The 17238-nt window shown below is 58.3% G+C and carries 16 protein-coding genes; 11 read left to right on the top strand and 5 right to left on the bottom strand.

Annotation, left to right across the window (positions count from 1 at the left end):
- The first annotated feature begins 37 nt into the window (after window positions 1–37).
- The 5 genes from queA (at window position 38) to secF (ending at window position 5628) form a co-directional block, all read left to right on the top strand.
- Entirely contained in the window at window positions 38–1108 is a 1071-nt protein-coding gene (queA, locus tag BLU64_RS02085; RefSeq protein ID WP_026742890.1) for a tRNA preQ1(34) S-adenosylmethionine ribosyltransferase-isomerase QueA, read from the top strand.
- Between the two features lie 96 nt (window positions 1109–1204).
- On the top strand, window positions 1205–2335 hold the full coding sequence (tgt, locus tag BLU64_RS02080; RefSeq protein WP_026742889.1) for a tRNA guanosine(34) transglycosylase Tgt: 1131 nt from the start codon (window positions 1205–1207) through the stop codon (window positions 2333–2335).
- A gap of 102 nt (window positions 2336–2437) precedes the next feature.
- Complete coding sequence (gene yajC / locus BLU64_RS02075; protein WP_026738805.1) at window positions 2438–2773, top strand: preprotein translocase subunit YajC; 336 nt, start codon at window positions 2438–2440, stop codon at window positions 2771–2773.
- A 28-nt stretch (window positions 2774–2801) separates the two neighbouring features.
- Window positions 2802–4649 (top strand): protein translocase subunit SecD, encoded by a 1848-nt coding sequence (gene secD, locus BLU64_RS02070; protein ID WP_026738806.1) that lies wholly within the window; start codon window positions 2802–2804, stop codon window positions 4647–4649.
- Between the two features lie 10 nt (window positions 4650–4659).
- Entirely contained in the window at window positions 4660–5628 is a 969-nt protein-coding gene (gene secF / locus BLU64_RS02065) for a protein translocase subunit SecF (protein WP_026742888.1), read from the top strand.
- 114 nt (window positions 5629–5742) lie between these two features.
- On the opposite strand, the gene BLU64_RS02060 is transcribed toward secF, so the two are convergent.
- Window positions 5743–6315 (bottom strand): DUF3251 domain-containing protein, encoded by a 573-nt coding sequence (locus BLU64_RS02060; RefSeq protein WP_026742887.1) that lies wholly within the window; start codon window positions 6313–6315, stop codon window positions 5743–5745.
- 183 nt (window positions 6316–6498) lie between these two features.
- The gene (gene mgtA / locus BLU64_RS02055; RefSeq protein ID WP_074727785.1) at window positions 6499–9201 is read right to left on the bottom strand and encodes a magnesium-translocating P-type ATPase; all 2703 of its coding nucleotides are present in this window, start codon (window positions 9199–9201) and stop codon (window positions 6499–6501) included.
- Window positions 9202–9674: 473 nt separating this feature from the next.
- Here mgtA and nrdR point away from each other — a divergent pair, with 473 nt between their 5' ends.
- The 6 genes from nrdR (at window position 9675) to pgpA (ending at window position 13851) form a co-directional block, all read left to right on the top strand.
- Window positions 9675–10124: a transcriptional regulator NrdR gene (gene nrdR / locus BLU64_RS02050; RefSeq protein WP_026742885.1), complete on the top strand. Its 450-nt coding sequence runs from the start codon at window positions 9675–9677 to the stop codon at window positions 10122–10124.
- Between the two features lie 44 nt (window positions 10125–10168).
- On the top strand, window positions 10169–11284 hold the full coding sequence (ribD, locus tag BLU64_RS02045) for a bifunctional diaminohydroxyphosphoribosylaminopyrimidine deaminase/5-amino-6-(5-phosphoribosylamino)uracil reductase RibD (RefSeq protein ID WP_026742884.1): 1116 nt from the start codon (window positions 10169–10171) through the stop codon (window positions 11282–11284).
- Between the two features lie 119 nt (window positions 11285–11403).
- A complete protein-coding gene (ribH, locus tag BLU64_RS02040; RefSeq protein WP_026738812.1) occupies window positions 11404–11880 on the top strand; it encodes a 6,7-dimethyl-8-ribityllumazine synthase in 477 nt (158 codons plus the stop codon).
- Between the two features lie 25 nt (window positions 11881–11905).
- The gene (gene nusB / locus BLU64_RS02035) at window positions 11906–12319 is read left to right on the top strand and encodes a transcription antitermination factor NusB (protein WP_026742883.1); all 414 of its coding nucleotides are present in this window, start codon (window positions 11906–11908) and stop codon (window positions 12317–12319) included.
- Between the two features lie 61 nt (window positions 12320–12380).
- Complete coding sequence (gene thiL / locus BLU64_RS02030; RefSeq protein WP_026742882.1) at window positions 12381–13355, top strand: thiamine-phosphate kinase; 975 nt, start codon at window positions 12381–12383, stop codon at window positions 13353–13355.
- Window positions 13336–13851 (top strand): phosphatidylglycerophosphatase A, encoded by a 516-nt coding sequence (gene pgpA / locus BLU64_RS02025; protein WP_026742881.1) that lies wholly within the window; start codon window positions 13336–13338, stop codon window positions 13849–13851. The genes thiL and pgpA overlap by 20 nt, the downstream gene beginning before the upstream one ends.
- 112 nt (window positions 13852–13963) lie before the next feature.
- Here the strand turns inward: pgpA and dxs are convergent, their stop codons facing one another.
- The 3 genes from dxs to xseB are packed head-to-tail and all read right to left on the bottom strand — an operon-like array spanning window position 13964 to window position 17021.
- A complete protein-coding gene (dxs, locus tag BLU64_RS02020) occupies window positions 13964–15826 on the bottom strand; it encodes a 1-deoxy-D-xylulose-5-phosphate synthase (protein WP_074727783.1) in 1863 nt (620 codons plus the stop codon).
- Between the two features lie 33 nt (window positions 15827–15859).
- Entirely contained in the window at window positions 15860–16771 is a 912-nt protein-coding gene (gene ispA, locus BLU64_RS02015) for a (2E,6E)-farnesyl diphosphate synthase (RefSeq protein ID WP_074727781.1), read from the bottom strand.
- A 7-nt stretch (window positions 16772–16778) separates the two neighbouring features.
- Window positions 16779–17021 carry an exodeoxyribonuclease VII small subunit gene (xseB, locus tag BLU64_RS02010; RefSeq protein WP_026742878.1) on the bottom strand — a complete coding sequence of 81 codons (243 nt, stop codon included), beginning with the start codon at window positions 17019–17021 and terminating at the stop codon, window positions 16779–16781.
- Between the last annotated feature and the right edge of the window lie 217 nt (window positions 17022–17238).

Below are 17238 nucleotides of genomic sequence, written 5' to 3'. Positions count from 1 at the left end.
CTCTTTTTCCCTCTGTCAGATAGCTAAGTGAATAGTCATGCGTGTTGCCGATTTTTCGTTTGAACTCCCTGAGTCCCTCATCGCCCATTATCCCCAGGCGCAGCGTAGCGGGTGCCGTCTGTTATCGCTGGATGGGCCGAGCGGCGAGACCTCTCTGGGCATCTTTAGCGATTTGTTGGATAAGCTGGAACCCGGCGACCTGCTGGTTTTCAACAATACACGCGTGATCCCAGCCCGCCTGTTCGGACGCAAAGCGAGCGGCGGTAAGCTGGAAGTCCTGGTGGAGCGGGTGCTGGACGCGCATCGCGTGCTCGCGCATGTCCGCGCCTCGAAGGCGCCTAAGCCGGGCGCTGAGCTGGTGCTGGGCGAGGATGAAAGCGTGGCGGCCACGATGCTGTCCCGTCAGGACGCGCTGTTCGAAATTCGTTTCGACGATCCGCGCGACGTCCTGACTATTCTCAACGACATCGGCCATATTCCGCTGCCGCCCTATATCGACCGTCCTGATGAGGATGCCGACCGGGAACTGTATCAGACTGTCTACAGCCAGCGTCCCGGCGCGGTGGCGGCGCCGACCGCCGGCCTGCATTTCGACGAGCCGCTGCTGGCCGCGTTGCGCGACAAAGGGATTGAAATGGCCTTCGTCACCCTGCATGTGGGCGCGGGGACTTTCCAGCCGGTCCGGGTCGACAGCATCGAAGATCACGTTATGCACGCCGAGTATGCGGAAGTCCCGCAGGACGTCGTGGATGCCGTGCTGGCGTGTAAAGCGCGCGGTAACCGGGTGATTGCGGTCGGCACGACGTCCGTCCGTTCGCTGGAGAGCGCGGCGCAGGCCAGTTCGGAGGCCATTATTGCCCCGTTCTTCGGCGATACCCGCATCTTTATCTATCCCGGCTATCACTACCGCGTCATCGATGCGCTGGTCACCAATTTCCACCTGCCGGAGTCCACGTTGATCATGCTGGTCTCCGCTTTCGCCGGCTACCGTCATACCATGAACGCCTATCGTCTGGCCGTGGCGGAGCAGCTCCGTTTTTTCAGCTACGGTGATGCGATGTTTATTACTCGCAATCCCGGAGCAGAACAGGAAAGCGTCGGCGAATAAACCGACGATTACCGGCGGCGTAGGCCGCCAGCAATCCCTATTATTTATAGGTCATCAACAACGACATCAGACTGTTTCTCTGGTGCTGGAGGTTAAGTGAAGTACGAATTGTTTACGACGGATGGTCGTGCCCGCCGCGGACGACTGGTGTTTGAACGTGGCGTCGTCGAGACCCCGGCTTTTATGCCGGTGGGGACTTACGGCACGGTCAAAGGCATGACGCCGGAAGAAGTGAAAGAGACGGGGGCGCAGATCATTCTGGGCAACACGTTCCATCTGTGGCTGCGGCCGGGGCAGGAGATCATGAAGTTGCACGGCGACCTGCATGACTTCATGCACTGGCAGGGGCCGATACTGACTGACTCCGGCGGCTTCCAGGTATTTAGTCTGGGCGATATCCGCAAGATCACCGAAGAAGGCGTTCATTTCCGTAACCCGATCAACGGGGATGCGATCTTCCTTAGCCCGGAAAAATCGATGGAAATTCAGCACGACCTGGGATCGGATGTTGTGATGATCTTCGACGAATGCACGCCGTATCCCGCCGACTGGGACTACGCTAAACGCTCGATGGAAATGTCGCTGCGCTGGGCAAAGCGTTGCCGCCAGCGCTTCGACGAACTGGGCAATGGCAATGCGCTGTTCGGCATCGTGCAGGGCAGCGTTTACGAAGATTTACGAGATGTGTCGGTAAAAGGGCTGGTAGACATTGGTTTTGATGGGTACGCTGTGGGCGGCCTGGCGGTCGGTGAGCCGAAAGCGGATATGCATCGCATTCTGGAACACGTCTGCCCTCAGCTTCCGGAAGACAAACCCCGATACCTGATGGGCGTTGGGAAGCCGGAAGACTTGGTGGAAGGCGTGCGACGCGGCATAGACATGTTCGACTGTGTGATGCCGACTCGCAACGCCCGCAACGGTCACCTGTTTGTGACCGACGGCGTGGTGAAAATTCGCAACGCCAAGCATAAGGATGATACCGCGCCGCTGGATGCCGAATGTGATTGCTATACATGCCGCCATTACAGCCGTGCTTATCTGCATCATCTTGATCGCTGTAACGAAATACTCGGCGCGCGTCTCAATACCATCCATAATTTGCGCTATTATCAGCGGCTGATGGCGGGTTTACGTCAGGCTATCGAAGACGGTAAATTGGATGACTTTGTCACCGCCTTTTACCAGCGTCTTGGTAAGCCGGTTCCGCCGGCGATCGACGCAGCATAAGTCGTATAAGTCGTATAAGCAGTATGAGGGCGGCGGCGGACGTCGCTCCCTTGACTTTTTTTGGTTTGATCACTTTTTCGTTTTTATAAAGAGGAAATTTACATGAGTCTTTTCATTTCCGATGCCGTTGCAGCAACAGCGGGGGCTCCGGCGCAGGGAAGCCCTTACTCTCTGATCATCATGCTGGTTGTGTTCGGTCTGATTTTCTACTTCATGATCCTGCGTCCTCAGCAAAAGCGCGCCAAGGAACACAAAAAGTTGATGGATTCCATCAGCAAAGGGGATGAAGTGCTGACCAACGGCGGCCTGGTAGGTCGTGTGACTAAAGTCTCCGAGAATGGCTATATCGCCATCGAACTGAACGAAAATAACGAAGTCGTGATCAAACGTGATTTCGTCGCCTCCGTGCTGCCGAAGGGTACTATGAAAGCCCTGTAATTTTTGCTTCTTCCCAAAGGGAACTACCGTGTTAAACCGTTATCCTTTGTGGAAGTACATCATGCTGATCGTGGCTGTTCTTATCGGTCTGCTGTATGCGCTTCCTAACCTATATGGTGAGGATCCGGCGATTCAGATCACTGGCGCGCGCGGTGTCGCCGCCAGTGAATCTACGCTGGTCCAGGTCCAAAATGTCTTAAAAGAACAGAATCTTTCCAGCAAGTCGATTGCGCTCGAAAACGGCGCGATACTGGCTCGTTTCTCCAACCCTGACGTACAGCTCCGCGCTCGTGAAGCGCTGCTCGGCGAGCTGGGCGACAAGTTCGTCGTTGCGCTCAATCTGGCTCCCGCGACCCCGCAGTGGCTGAGAGTGCTCGGCGCTGAACCCATGAAGCTGGGGCTTGACCTGCGCGGCGGCGTGCACTTCCTGATGGAAGTGGATATGGATACCGCGTTGGGCAAGTTGCAGGAGCAAACCATGGACTCCCTGCGCAGCGACCTGCGCGAGAAAAACATCCCTTACGCGTCCGTCCGCAAGAGTGATAACTACGGCGTCGAAATTCGCTTCCGCGACGGTCAGACTCGCGATCAAGGCGTCAGCTACCTGACGTCCCGCCACCGCGACCTGGTCATTAACGCCAATGGCGACGCGACGCTGCGTGCGGTCATGAGCGATGCGCGATTGAGCGAAGCCCGCGAGTACGCGGTCCAGCAGAACATCAACATTCTGCGTAACCGTGTGAACCAGCTGGGCGTTGCGGAGCCGTTAGTTCAGCGTCAGGGCGCTGACCGTATCGTCGTCGAACTGCCGGGTATTCAGGATACGGCGCGCGCGAAAGAAATTTTGGGCGCGACGGCGACGTTGGAGTTCCGTCTGGTCAACGCTAACGCGGATTCCACGGCGGCAGCCAGCGGCCGCGTCCCGGGTGACTCGGAAGTGAAGCAGATGCGCGAAGGCGGTCCTGTCGTGCTGTACAAGCGTGTGATCCTGACCGGTGACCACATCACCGATTCCACGTCCAGTTCCGACGAATATAACCGTCCTCAGGTCAACATCTCTCTGGACAGCGCCGGCGGCAATATCATGTCCAACTTCACCAAGGACAACATCGGCAAGTTGATGGCGACGCTGTTCGTGGAATATAAGGACAGCGGTAAGAAAGACGCCAACGGCCGCTCTATCCTGGAGAAACAGGAAGAGGTCATCAACGTCGCGACCATTCAGTCTCGCCTGGGTAACAGCTTCCGTATCACCGGTATCAACAATCCGAACGAAGCTCGTCAGCTGTCGCTGCTGCTGCGCGCCGGTGCGTTGATTGCGCCGATTCAGATCGTCGAAGAGCGGACTATTGGCCCGACGCTGGGGATGCAGAACATCACTCAGGGTCTGGAAGCCTGCCTGTGGGGGCTGATCGCGTCCATTGTGTTCATGGTGGTCTACTACCGCAAATTCGGGATTATCGCGACCACGGCGCTGATCGCTAACCTGGTGCTGATTGTCGGGATTATGTCCCTGCTGCCCGGCGCGACGCTGACCATGCCGGGGATTGCCGGTATCGTGCTGACGCTGGCGGTGGCGGTTGATGCGAACGTGTTGATAAACGAACGTATCAAGGAAGAGCTGAAAAACGGTCGAACGGTGCAACAGGCGATTCATGAGGGTTACAAAGGCGCGTTTTCCAGTATCGTGGATGCCAACGTGACGACCCTGATCACTGCCGTGATTCTGTATGCGGTTGGTACCGGCTCGATCAAAGGCTTTGCCATCACCACGACGATCGGGGTTGCAACCTCGATGTTTACGGCGATTGTCGGTACCCGTGCCATCGTGAACCTGCTTTACGGCGGTAAACGCATTAACAAGCTGTCTATCTGAGGAGTGCGTTGTGGCACAGGAATATACTGTTGAGCAACTCAACTACGGCCGTAAAGTCATCGACTTTATGCGCTGGGACAATCTGGCGTTCCTGATCTCGGGGATTCTGCTGGTGATTTCGTTGGTGCTGATCGGCGCTCGCGGCTTCAACTGGGGACTGGATTTCACCGGTGGTACGGTGATCGAAATTCATCTGGAAAAACCGGGCGATCTGGACGAAATGCGTCTGGCGCTGGAGAAGGCCGGCTTCGCCGACCCTCTGGTTCAGAACTTCGGCAGCAGCCGTGACGTGATGGTGCGTATGTCGCCGAATGTCGGCAACTCCGGGCAGGAGTTGGGCAATCAGGTGCTGAACGTGATTAACCAGAGCACTTCCCAGCACGGCGAAGTGAAACGTATCGAGTTCGTTGGACCGAGCGTCGGTAACGATCTGGCGCAGGCGGGCGGCATGGCGCTGCTGGCGGCGCTGATCTGCATCCTGATCTACGTTGGCTTCCGTTTCGAATGGCGGTTGGCTCTGGGGGCGGTTATCGCGCTGGCGCATGACGTCATCATCACGCTGGGCGTGCTGTCGCTGTTTCAGATCGAGATCGATCTGACGATTGTGGCCTCGCTGATGTCGGTTATCGGCTACTCGCTGAACGACAGTATCGTGGTCTCCGACCGTATCCGTGAGAACTTCCGTAAGATCCGCCGCGGTACGCCGTATGAGATCATGAACGTGTCGCTGACGCAGACACTGAGCCGTACCATCATGACGTCCGCCACCACGCTGGTGGTGGTGCTGATGCTGTATATCTTCGGTGGTGCGATGCTGTCGGGCTTCTCGCTGGCGATGCTGATCGGCGTCTCCATCGGTACGGTGTCTTCGATTTACGTCGCGTCCGCATTGGCGCTGAAGCTGGGTATGAAGCGCGAGCACATGCTCCAGCAGAAAGTCGAGAAAGAGGGCGCGGATCAGCCGTCGCTGTTACCGTAACGTCCTCGGTGAAACGCTAAAACCCGCCTGTGACGGCGGGTTTTTTTTTGCTTGGGCCACGGCATTCGATAGAGAGCCGTGGCCCAAGCGAGACGCGCTTACCGGCGCTGTTCGTCATCGCGCGGGCGGAGAAATGTGGTCCGTCTGCGGCGCAGAGGCGGAGACCTTCTCGATATCATACAGGCGGATGAAACCCAGCTGTTCAAGCGATAGGCCGGTCAGGCGCAGCGCGATCGTGACCTCCCCTTTGGGGAGCATGGTTTGCGTCACCGTAAAGGATTGGGTCTGCGCGCTCTCTGTCAGCGGCTTTCCCGACGCATCCAGCAAGCCCCAATCCAGTAGGGCGCGGAAATTGGGCAGCGCTCCGCCATCGAGCCGTCGGATATGCAACTGGGCATACGTCTCGGCTTCCTGTGAAACCTGGCTGAGAGAGACGCTGAGTCGGCCTATCGCACTGTCCACCAACGCATAATTTTTTGCTGCCGGCAGCAAGTGAACACCTGCGCTGGAGTGTGCGTTGAGGGTGTTCTGGCGCTCGAGCGCCACGGCCTGTTCAGCCAGCGTCTGCAAGCGCTGGTTCAACTGACTAATCTCTTGCTGCACTTGGGGCAGCTGTTGCTGATGGGCGCAGCCTGCCAGCGCGATCAGGGGCGGCAGCAAGGTAAGCAGACGGAAACGAATGGTCATGAAAGAGTCTCCTTGAGGGACGGCGCGTACGACAGCAAGGCGGGGAAGCGCCGCCGCCGGTTAAGTGTTCTGCGACAGATAATAGCGGATGTGGCATAAAAACGGGGCTGTGGCAGGCCAGAAACGGGAGAAGAGAGAAGGAGGCTGCGCTCCCAGGAGGGGCGCAGCCGTTGAGAGGGGCGTTTATTGCCAGCCGTAGCGGCGAGCGAAGAAGCCTTTCATTACCTGCGTCAGCATCATGTAGCCGCAAAGGATGGCGATGAGCCACGGGAAATAGCTCAGAGGCAGTGACTGCAGTTCCAGGAACTCGGCCAGCGGTGAGAATATCAGCGCGATCCCTGCCGCCATAATCAGCAGCGTCATCATTGCCAATGGCCATGACGGACGGCTCTGGAAAAATGGAATTTTACGGGTACGGATCATATGCACAATCAGCGTCTGCGACAGGAGTCCTTCAATGAACCAGCCGGACTGGAACAGCGTCTGCATCTCCGGTGTGTTGGCCTGGAATACCCACCACATCAGGGCGAACGTCGCCACGTCGAAAATAGAGCTGATCGGGCCGAAGAACACCATGAAACGACCTATGTCTCCGGCATTCCAGCGCTGAGGACGGCGAATCTGCTCATCGTCCACGTTATCGAACGGAATAGCGATCTGCGAAATATCGTACATCAGGTTCTGTATCAGCAGATGCAGCGGCAGCATGGGCAAGAACGGGAGAAATGCGCTGGCGATCAGAACGCTGAACACGTTGCCGAAGTTCGAGCTGGCGGTCATCTTGATGTATTTCAGCATGTTGGCGAAGGTTCTACGCCCTTCGACAACCCCTTGCTCCAGCACCATCAGGCTTTTTTCCAGCAGGATGATATCGGCGGCTTCCCGGGCGATATCCACCGCGGAGTCGACGGAGATGCCAATGTCCGCCGCCCGCAGGGCAGGGGCATCGTTAATGCCGTCGCCCATGAAGCCGACGACATGGCCCTGCGCCCGCAGCAGACGCACAATCCGCTCTTTGTGCATCGGCGTCAGTCGCGCGAACAGCGTGGTGGTCTCAGCCTGAGTCGATAGTTCCTCATCGGTCATTTCGTCGAGGTGGCTGCCGAGCAGCGTCTGCGAACAGTCGATGCCGACATCGCGACAGACCTTGGCGGCCACCAGTTCACTGTCCCCGGTCAGGATTTTGACCGCGATCCCACTGTTGTTCAACGCTTTCAACGCGGGCGCGGTGCTCTCTTTCGGCGGATCGAGGAAGGCGATATAGCCTTCCAGAATCAGGTCCGACTCATCGACGCGGGAATAATCCCGCGGCTCGGCGTCGACCACCTTGCTGGCGACGGCCACGACGCGTAGGCCCTGGCGATTCCAGTCGTCGGTGAGATGGCGGATCCGCAGCAACCGATCCTCATCCAGCATCATGGTTTCTTCGCCGAGCCGTATGGAGGAACACACGCTCAGCATTTCTTCCAGCGCGCCTTTACAAATCAGCCGATGTTCCCGATCGTTTTCGGCGACGACGACCGACATCCGGCGGCGTTCGAAGTCGAAGGGGATCTCATCCACCTTGCGCCAACGGGAGAGGACGTCGCGCTGCTCTTTATCGGATATGCCTTCCAGCACGGCCTGATCCAGCAGATTGTGCAGCCCGGTTTGATGCGCGCTGTTCAACCACGCCAGACGCAACACCTTTTGGCTGCAGCGTCCGAACGCATCGGTATGACTTTCCAGCGCAATATGGTCCTGCGTCAGCGTGCCGGTCTTATCGGTGCACAGAATATTCATCGCGCCGAAGTTCTGAATGGCGTCCAGACGTTTGACGATCACTTTCTGACGAGAGAGTTTTACCGCGCCTTTCGCCAGCGTTGAGGTAACGATCATGGGCAGCATTTCTGGCGTCAGGCCGACGGCGACCGACAACGCGAACAGCGCCGCTTCCCACCAGTCGCCTTTGGTGTAGCCATTGATGACCAGCACGATGGGCGTCATCACCATCATAAAGCGGATCAGCAACCAGCTGACGCGGCTGATGCCCTTCTGAAAGGCGTTTTCCTGCCCGGGCTGATTCGTTACTCGGCCTGCAAGCTGGCCGAACCAGGTGTTGGCGCCGGTACCGATCACTATCGCCTGCGCCGTACCGCTGATGACGTTGGTGCCCATGAAGCACAGCGTGTCGCTTTCCAGCGCCGGGGCGTTTTTCGCCAGACGGCTTTGCGCGACTTTTTCGACGGGCAGCGACTCGCCGGTCAGCGATGCCTGACTGATAAACAGATCGCGCGCCTGCAACACGCGCAGATCGGCCGGGATCATGTCGCCGGCCGCCAGCTTGACGATGTCGCCAGGCACCAGCTGATCCATCGGGATTTCCTGATACTCGCTGCGTCCGGTCTGCTCATCGCATCGCAGTACGGTGGCGGTATTGCTGACCATCGCCTTCAGCGTATCCGCGGCTTTTCCCGAACGCGCTTCCTGAATAAAATGCAGTAGCGTCGAGATCAGTACCATCAGCCCAATGACCAGTGCCGCGGTCAGATCTTCCGTTGCGTAGGAAATCAGCGCCAGCAGCGTCAGCAACAGGTTGAAGGGGTTACGATAGCAGCGCCACAAATGCAGCCACCAGGGGGCGGCCCGTTCGCCGGGGATTTGATTTTCTCCGTAGGTTAATCGTGCCTGACGGACTTCGTTGGGCATCAGCCCTTCGGGATGGCTGTCAAAAGCCTGATAGAGCGCTTCTTCATTCTGCCAGGCGTAGTGATGGCACTGACGGGCGAGACGCTCCGGAATCGCATTTGCCTGGCCGTTCGGCATGGGCGCGCGATGAAACAAACGAGAAGGCAGATGGCGCCTGATTTGGGCGAGCCACTGTCGGGTGAGGCGAGTAAATAGCATAGCAGTCCCTCCGCCACGACGGGGTGACGTCGCAGCGTGCTGACGCGCAGGGGGTATTCGCCGGCGCATCGGTTTCTAAAATGAGCAGGGACGATATCTGAACGTCGCTGCCTTACATATCGGTCGGTAAGGCAGCGAAAAAAAGCGGGGTTGCCTTACCGAAGAAGTCCTGCATGCGCAGGGTGAGGTTCTGGTTCCATCAATTTTCTCCGGTGGGTGATGCCATTCCAAATGACGCGAATATACGCTCAGGAGGCTAATTTCAATTTACGAGATTGCCGGTGAACGGAGGGTGCGCCAGCATGCGGAGTCACAATCTAGCAGATCAATCCTCAACCCAATCTAAACCGATGGCAGGGCGGCGCCGGTGGCAAGGAGACGCATATGGCCGCGTTGCGCCATAAGGAGGCTGGGTTAGGCCGCTAATTCAGGGTAAACTATTCTCATGATAAACGGAGGGAGCGGGAAAGGTTATGCATTGCCCATTTTGTTCTGCAGTTGATACCAAAGTGATTGATTCCCGTCTGGTTAGTGAGGGAGCACAGGTACGTCGACGTCGTCAGTGTCTGGTCTGCAATGAACGTTTTACCACCTTCGAAGTGGCGGAACTCGTGATGCCTCGTATCGTCAAAAGCAACGATGTCCGGGAGCCATTCAATGAGGAAAAATTGCGCAGCGGTATGCAAAAAGCGCTGGAAAAACGGCCGGTCAGCTCCGATGACGTGGAGATGGCGATCAACCATATCAAATCGCAGCTGCGCGCCACTGGAGAGCGAGAAGTCACCGCCAAGATGCTAGGGAATCTGGTGATGGATGCCCTGAAAAAGCTGGATAAGGTCGCGTACATTCGCTTTGCCTCGGTTTACCGTAGCTTTGAGGATATCCGAGAATTCGGGGAAGAAATCGCCCGTCTACAGGACTAACCCCTGTCATGCCGCACCGTCGGCGCTGAAAAGAGAGGCTGGGAATGACATTACCGTCGGATGAGTTTTATATGGCACGAGCGCTGGAACTGGCGCGCCGTGGGCGTTTCACTACCGCGCCCAATCCTAATGTAGGCTGCGTCATCTCCCGCGACGGCGAGATCGTCGGCGAGGGCTATCACCAGAAAACGGGCGGTCCCCATGCGGAAGTTCACGCGCTGAGCATGGCCGGTGACCGTGCGTACGGCGCAACGGCCTACGTCACGCTGGAACCCTGTAGCCATCAAGGGCGGACGCCGCCCTGCGCGGATGCGCTGATCGCCGCTGGCGTGAAGCGGGTGGTGGCCGCTATGCAGGATCCCAATCCACAGGTGGCTGGCCGTGGGCTGACGCGATTGCATCAGGCCGGCATTGATGTCAGCTACGGCGTAATGGCGGCGGAAGCGGAACAGCTCAATCGCGGTTTTCTCAAACGTATGCGCACCGGACTTCCCTACGTACAGCTCAAGATGGCGGCGTCTCTGGATGGACGCACGGCGATGGCTTCCGGCGAAAGCCAATGGATCACGTCATCGCAGGCGCGCCAGGACGTGCAGCGGTTTCGCGCCGAAAGTGCCGCCATCCTGAGCAGCAGCGCGACCGTGCTGGCGGATGACCCCTCTCTGACCGTGCGCTGGGAAGAGCTTGACCCGGATACGCAGCGCGCCTATCCGCAGGATCAGCTACGTCAGCCCGTACGGGTGGTCGTGGACAGTCAGGAAAGAGTCACATTTCGTCATCGCCTGATCCAGCAGCCCGGCTCAACCTGGCTGGCGCGCCAGAAGGCTGATGCGCAGGCCTGGCCGTCGTCTGTCGAACAGTTGGCGTTGCCGTTGCAAGGCGAAGGGATCGATCTGGTCGCGCTGATGATGCTGCTGGGCAAACGCGAGATCAACTCGGTGTGGGTCGAGGCAGGCGCACGGCTGGCCGGAGCGTTACTGCGCGCCAACGTGGTGGACGAAGTGCTGCTCTATCTCGCGCCGAAGCTGCTGGGAGAGGCGGCGCGTCCGCTTTGCGTCTTGCCGGGATTGTCCCAGTTGTCCCAGGCGCCGGAGTTTTCGCTGGCTCAGGTGGCGCAGGTCGGCCCCGATCTGCGTCTGACTCTCAAACCGCAGTCCTGAGACCACGGCACGGGCGTCGCGTAGTACAAAATATCAGCTGACAAAACCGGACACGGGTCCGGAAGAATATGATAGAATCCGCCCCCCTGCGGGGCACTCAAACCAGTCAAAGGAAAGCTATGAACGTTATTGAAGGTGTTGTTGCTACTCCTAATGCCCGCGTGGCGATTGCAATTGCCCGCTTCAACCATTTCATCAACGACAGCCTGTTAGAAGGCGCCGTTGACGCTCTGAAACGCATCGGCCAGGTGAAGGAAGAGAACATCACCGTGGTCTGGGTGCCGGGAGCCTACGAACTACCGCTAGCGGTACGCGCGTTGACCAAAAGCACTCAAAACGGCGGTTATGATGCCGTAGTGGCGCTGGGAACGGTGATCCGCGGTGGAACAGCCCATTTTGAATTTGTGGCTGGCGAATGCAGCTCAGGTTTGTCGCAGGTTGCCATGAACAGCGACATTCCCGTGGCTTTCGGCGTACTTACGACGGAAAGCATTGAGCAGGCTATCGAACGCGCCGGCACCAAAGCGGGTAATAAAGGCGCAGAAGCTGCGTTGACCGCGCTTGAAATGATTAATGTATTACACGCTATCAAGTAAGCCTGATTAAGTAAGGGGTATTTCCGTGAAACCTGCTGCTCGTCGCCGCGCCCGTGAATGTGCGGTTCAAGCGCTTTATTCCTGGCAGTTATCTAAAAACGATATTGCCGATGTTGAACTAGAATTCCTGAGCGAGCAGGATGTCAAAGGCGTTGACATCACCTATTTCCGCGAGCTGTTGACCGGGGTGGCGACGCAGGCCGACCGTATGGATGAGTTGATGACGCCATACCTGTCCCGCAAGCTGGAAGAACTGGGTCAGGTGGAAAAAGCGATTCTCCGTCTGGCGTTTTTCGAACTGAGCCGACGTGACGATGTGCCCTACAAAGTGGCCATTAACGAAGCTATCGAACTGGCTAAAGTGTTCGGTGCTGAAGACAGCCACAAATTTGTCAACGGCGTGCTGGATAAAGCGGCCCCGCGCCTGCGCAAGAAATAAGTTATTCGGGACCGGATTACCCGTCCCGAAAGTTTGAACGTCGGGACGGCCTGGACGAGATATGGTTGCTGGTGAATTCGATCTGATTGCTCGTTATTTTGACCGGGTGAGAACAACGCGCCGGGACGTTGAACTGGGCATCGGAGACGACTGCGCGCTGCTGACGGTGGCTGATAAAACGCAGCTGGCGGTCAGTACCGACACGCTGGTTGCCGGCGTACACTTCCTGCCGGACATCAATCCGGCGGACTTGGCCTACAAATCTTTGGCCGTCAATCTCAGCGATCTTGCCGCTATGGGCGCCGATCCGGCGTGGGTGTCCCTTGCCTTAACACTGCCGTCTATCGACGGCGGCTGGCTGGAGGCCTATAGCGACAGCCTGTTTGAACTGCTTGACTACTACGATATGCAACTGGTTGGTGGAGACACCACCCGCGGCCCGCTGAGTATTACCATGACGATTCAGGGGCTGGTGCCCGCCGGACGAGCCTTGCGGCGCGACGGCGCGCATGTCGGCGACTGGATCTACGTCACGGGGACGCTGGGCGATAGCGCTGCGGGTCTGGCTATTTTGCAGGATCGCCTACAGGTCGAGGACGACGAACGGCGACGCTACCTGCTGCAACGTCATCTGCGGCCTCAGCCGCGCATCCTGCAAGGGCAGGCGCTTCGCGGCCTGGCTCATTCCGCCATCGACCTGTCCGACGGTCTGGCTTCCGATCTCCGCCATATCCTTGCCGCCAGCCAATGCGGCGCACACATCAATCTGGATATGCTGCCGTACTCCGGAGCGCTGCAACAGTCGGCGGATGCCGACTGCGCCAGACGCTGGGCGTTGGGCGGGGGAGAGGACTATGAGCTTTGCTTCACCGTGCCCGAGCTGAATCGGGGCGCGTTGGATATGGCGCTCAGCCACCTTGGCGTGCGCTACACCTGCATTGGACAGATGTGTCCGGCAGCCGAAGGGCTGCGTTTCTTCCAACAGGACGAACCTGTCGACATCGATCTCAAAGGCTATGACCACTTTGGGGAGTGAAAATAAAGGTTCGCGTGAGGCGAAAAGCCGCCTGCGAATGCTGAACCCGTGGCATTTTCTGGCGACCGGGTTGGGAAGCGGACTCTCGCCCTGGATGCCGGGAACGGCAGGATCGTTGGCGGCGATCCCGTTATGGTATCTGATGATTCTGTTGCCGTGGCAGCTGTACTCGCTGGTGGTCATGTTCAGTATCGGCATCGGCGTTTACCTGTGTCAGCTTACCGCGAAAGACATGGGCGTTCACGATCACGGCAGTATCGTGTGGGACGAATTCGTCGGGATGTGGATTACGTTGATGGCCGTGCCGTCCATGCATTGGGCATGGGTGGCTACAGGATTCGTGCTGTTTCGGCTCCTCGATATCTGGAAGCCCTGGCCCATTCGCTGGTTCGACCGAAACGTGCATGGCGGAATGGGGATCATGGTGGACGATGTGATTGCCGGCGTTGTGGCGGCGTCCCTGATCTACCTGTTGGGTCACTCTCTGCCGTGGTAAGCGTGCGCCACCACGTGCGCACGTTCTTTTGCTCTGCCGTTTCCGATTGAGACTCCGGATATTCCCCACCTGACGCAGTGATGTCGGCGGGGAACCTGCGCCGAGCCTGAGATCAGGCCAGCCATTCCCGAATGCGTTGTTCAACGCCCGCCGCATCCAGTCCCAAGTCGGCCCGGATTTCCTGCTGCGACCCCTGAGAAATAAAGCGATCCGGCAGGCCCAGATTCAGAACCGAAACGGGGCGGCGATTCGCCATTACCCATTCGTTCACGCCGCTGCCGGCTCCGCCCATCACCGCATTTTCTTCCAGCGTCACCAGCGCGTCGTGGTTTGCCGTCAGTGTGTCCAGCAGCTCCACGTCCAGCGGTTTGACGAAACGCATATCGACCAGCGTCGCATTCAGCTTTTCCGCCGCCTGACGCGCTTCAGGCAGCAGCGTCCCGAAGTTGAGAATAGCCAGCTTTTCGCCTTCACGGCGCACAATGCCTTTGCCGATAGCAATGGACGCCAGCGGCGTCAGTTCTACGCCCAGACCGCTGCCGCGCGGATAGCGAACGGCGACCGGCCCATCCTGATAGTGATAGCCGGTGTGCAGCATGAGGCGACATTCGTTCTCGTCGCTCGGCGTCATGATCACCATATTAGGGATACAGCGCAGGAATGAGAGGTCGAACGCGCCCTGATGCGTCGGTCCGTCGGCGCCGACAATGCCGCCGCGGTCGATGGCGAACAGCACTGGCAGCTTTTGAATGGCGACGTCATGAATGACCTGATCGTAGGCCCGCTGCAAGAAGGTGGAGTAGATCGCGACGACCGGCTTGTAGCCGCCGATCGCCAGTCCGGCGGCAAAAGTGACGGCATGCTGTTCGGCAATCGCCACATCAAAATACTGCTTGGGATATTGGCGGGAGAACTCGACCATTCCGGAGCCTTCGCGCATGGCGGGCGTGATCGCCATCAGCTTACTGTCGCCCGCGGCGGTTTCCGTCAGCCACTGGCCGAAGATTGTGGAGTAGGTCGGGAGCGCTTCCTTGCTCTTCGGCAGCATCCCGCTGGCAGGATCGAACTTGGGTACGGCGTGCCAGCTGATAGGATCCTGCTCGGCGGGCGCATAGCCACGGCCTTTCTTGGTCATGATGTGCAGCAGTTGCGGCCCTTTCAGGTTACGCATGTTTTTCAGCGTCTGCGTCAACACGTTGACGTCGTGACCGTCGATGGGGCCGATGTAGTTGAAGCCGAGCTCCTCGAACAACGTGCCGGGCACGACCATCGCCTTGAGATGTTCTTCGGTGCGGCGAACCAGCTCTTTGATGGGGGGCATGCCGGACAGCACTTTTTTGCCCCCTTCGCGCAGCGTGGAATACAGTTTGCCGGACAGCAGCTGCGCCAAATGGTTGTTCAGGGCGCCCACGTTTTCAGAGATCGACATCTCGTTGTCGTTCAGCACCACCAGCATATCCGGGTCGATATCGCCCGCATGGTTCATGGCTTCAAACGCCATCCCCGCGGTGATGGCGCCGTCGCCGATCACGCATACGGTACGACGGCCCAATCCCTCACGGTCGGCGGCTACCGCCATGCCGATGCCTGCGCTGATGGAGGTGGAGGAGTGGCCGACGCTTAGCACGTCGAACTCGCTCTCTTCACGCCAGGGGAACGGGTGCAGGCCGCCTTTCTGCCGGATGGTCGCAATACGCTCGCGTCGGCCGGTCAGAATTTTGTGCGGATAGGCCTGATGGCCCACGTCCCAGATCACGTGATCAAACGGCGTGTTGTAGACATAGTGCAGAGCCACCGTCAGTTCTACCGTACCGAGACCGGAGGCAAAATGCCCGCTTGAACGGCTGACGCTGTCCAACAGGTATTGCCGAAGCTCATCGCACAGTTTCGGCAGACTTTCTTTGGGCAGCAGGCGCAGTTCGTCCGGGGTTTCCACCAGCGCCAGCGTGGGGTATTTCGCTATATCAAGGGTCATCGGATACTCATTAAGCGGTGTCTTATGTTGAAATTATTTATCGCGTTCAACGATGTAACTCGCCAGCGCCCGCAGCGGCGCAACGTCCAGCCTAAGGGAACTGACTTTGACCAGATCGTCTAGCGCCTCCAGAGAGTCCTGATAGAGTCGCTGCGCCTTGTCTTTCGCCTTCTCCAACCCCAACAGCCCCGGGTAGGTGCTTTTACCCAATTGCTGATCGGCTCCCTGGCGTTTGCCGGTGGTGGCGCTGTCGCCGACGACGTCCAGAATGTCATCCTGTACTTGAAAGGCTAAGCCGATGGCGGCGGCGTAACGGTCGAGACAAGGCAATGCCTCTCGGCCCACTTCGCCCGCGGCCAGCGCGCCCATCCGTATGGCGGCTCGGATCAGCGCTCCGGTTTTGTGACTGTGGATCTGTTGCAGCGAGGCTAAATCGACCTGATGCCCTTCGGCGACCAAATCCAGCGACTGGCCGCCGCACATGCCCGCGACGCCGCTGGCCTGCGCCAGTTCGGAGACCATCGCCAGACGGTCGCGGTCGCTGACCCGCGGCATCGGCGCATCCGCCAGAATCGAAAACGCCAGCGTTTGCAGCGCGTCTCCAGCCAGGACCGCGCTGGCTTCGCCGAACCGAATGTGGCAGGTCGGCTGGCCTCGGCGCAGATCGTCGTTGTCCATCGCAGGCAGGTCGTCGTGAATCAATGAGTAGGCGTGTATACACTCGACGGCCGCCGCTGGCGCGTCCAGACTTTCCAGTTTCAGTCCGAAAAGCTGTCCGGTCGTATAGACCAGAAACGGACGTAGCCGTTTACCCCCCAGTAATGCCCCATAGTTCATAGCGTCAACCAGCGGAGTATTCTGAAATGGCAGGGCGGCGATAAACTGACTCAGCGTGGCGTCCGTGCGCCGGTGGTGGGCACGCAGTTGCTCAAAGAATTCTGTCATAGCGTGACTACTCGTTGTCCGGGGTAAAAGGCGTCAAGGCCGCTTCGGGTTCATCGTTGAGCAGGATTTGCACGCGCTGTTCCGCCTGCTGCAACTTCAACTGGCCTTGACGCGCCAGCTGAATCCCTTGTTCAAACGCCTGCAGCGCCTCTTCCAACGGCAGATCGCCTGACTCAAGTCGGGCGACGATCTGCTCCAGATCGTTCAGTGAACTTTCGAAACTCACGGGTGGTTCGTTTTTTTTCGGCATAGTCGGTTTGGGTCCTGTTCCTACATATCGGCGCGCAAAAGGGGGCCGTAGCTCGTCGTGCCGCATGGTGCATTTGTGCGGTTAAGACGCGCCGTATGCCGCAATTAAGTGATATACTCCGCGCCCTGGATGCTATTGGTAAGACCGCCGGAGCAACGTCGGTCTTACCGATAACGTGATTTTAGCCTCAGGGTAAAATTATTTACGCCTTTACGAT

It is taken from the genome of Lonsdalea quercina (genome assembly GCF_900107885.1).
Lineage (GTDB): Bacteria > Pseudomonadota > Gammaproteobacteria > Enterobacterales > Enterobacteriaceae > Lonsdalea > Lonsdalea quercina.
The sequence above is the reverse complement of the archived record's forward strand: the minus strand, read 5'-3'. Positions and strand labels throughout refer to the sequence as shown.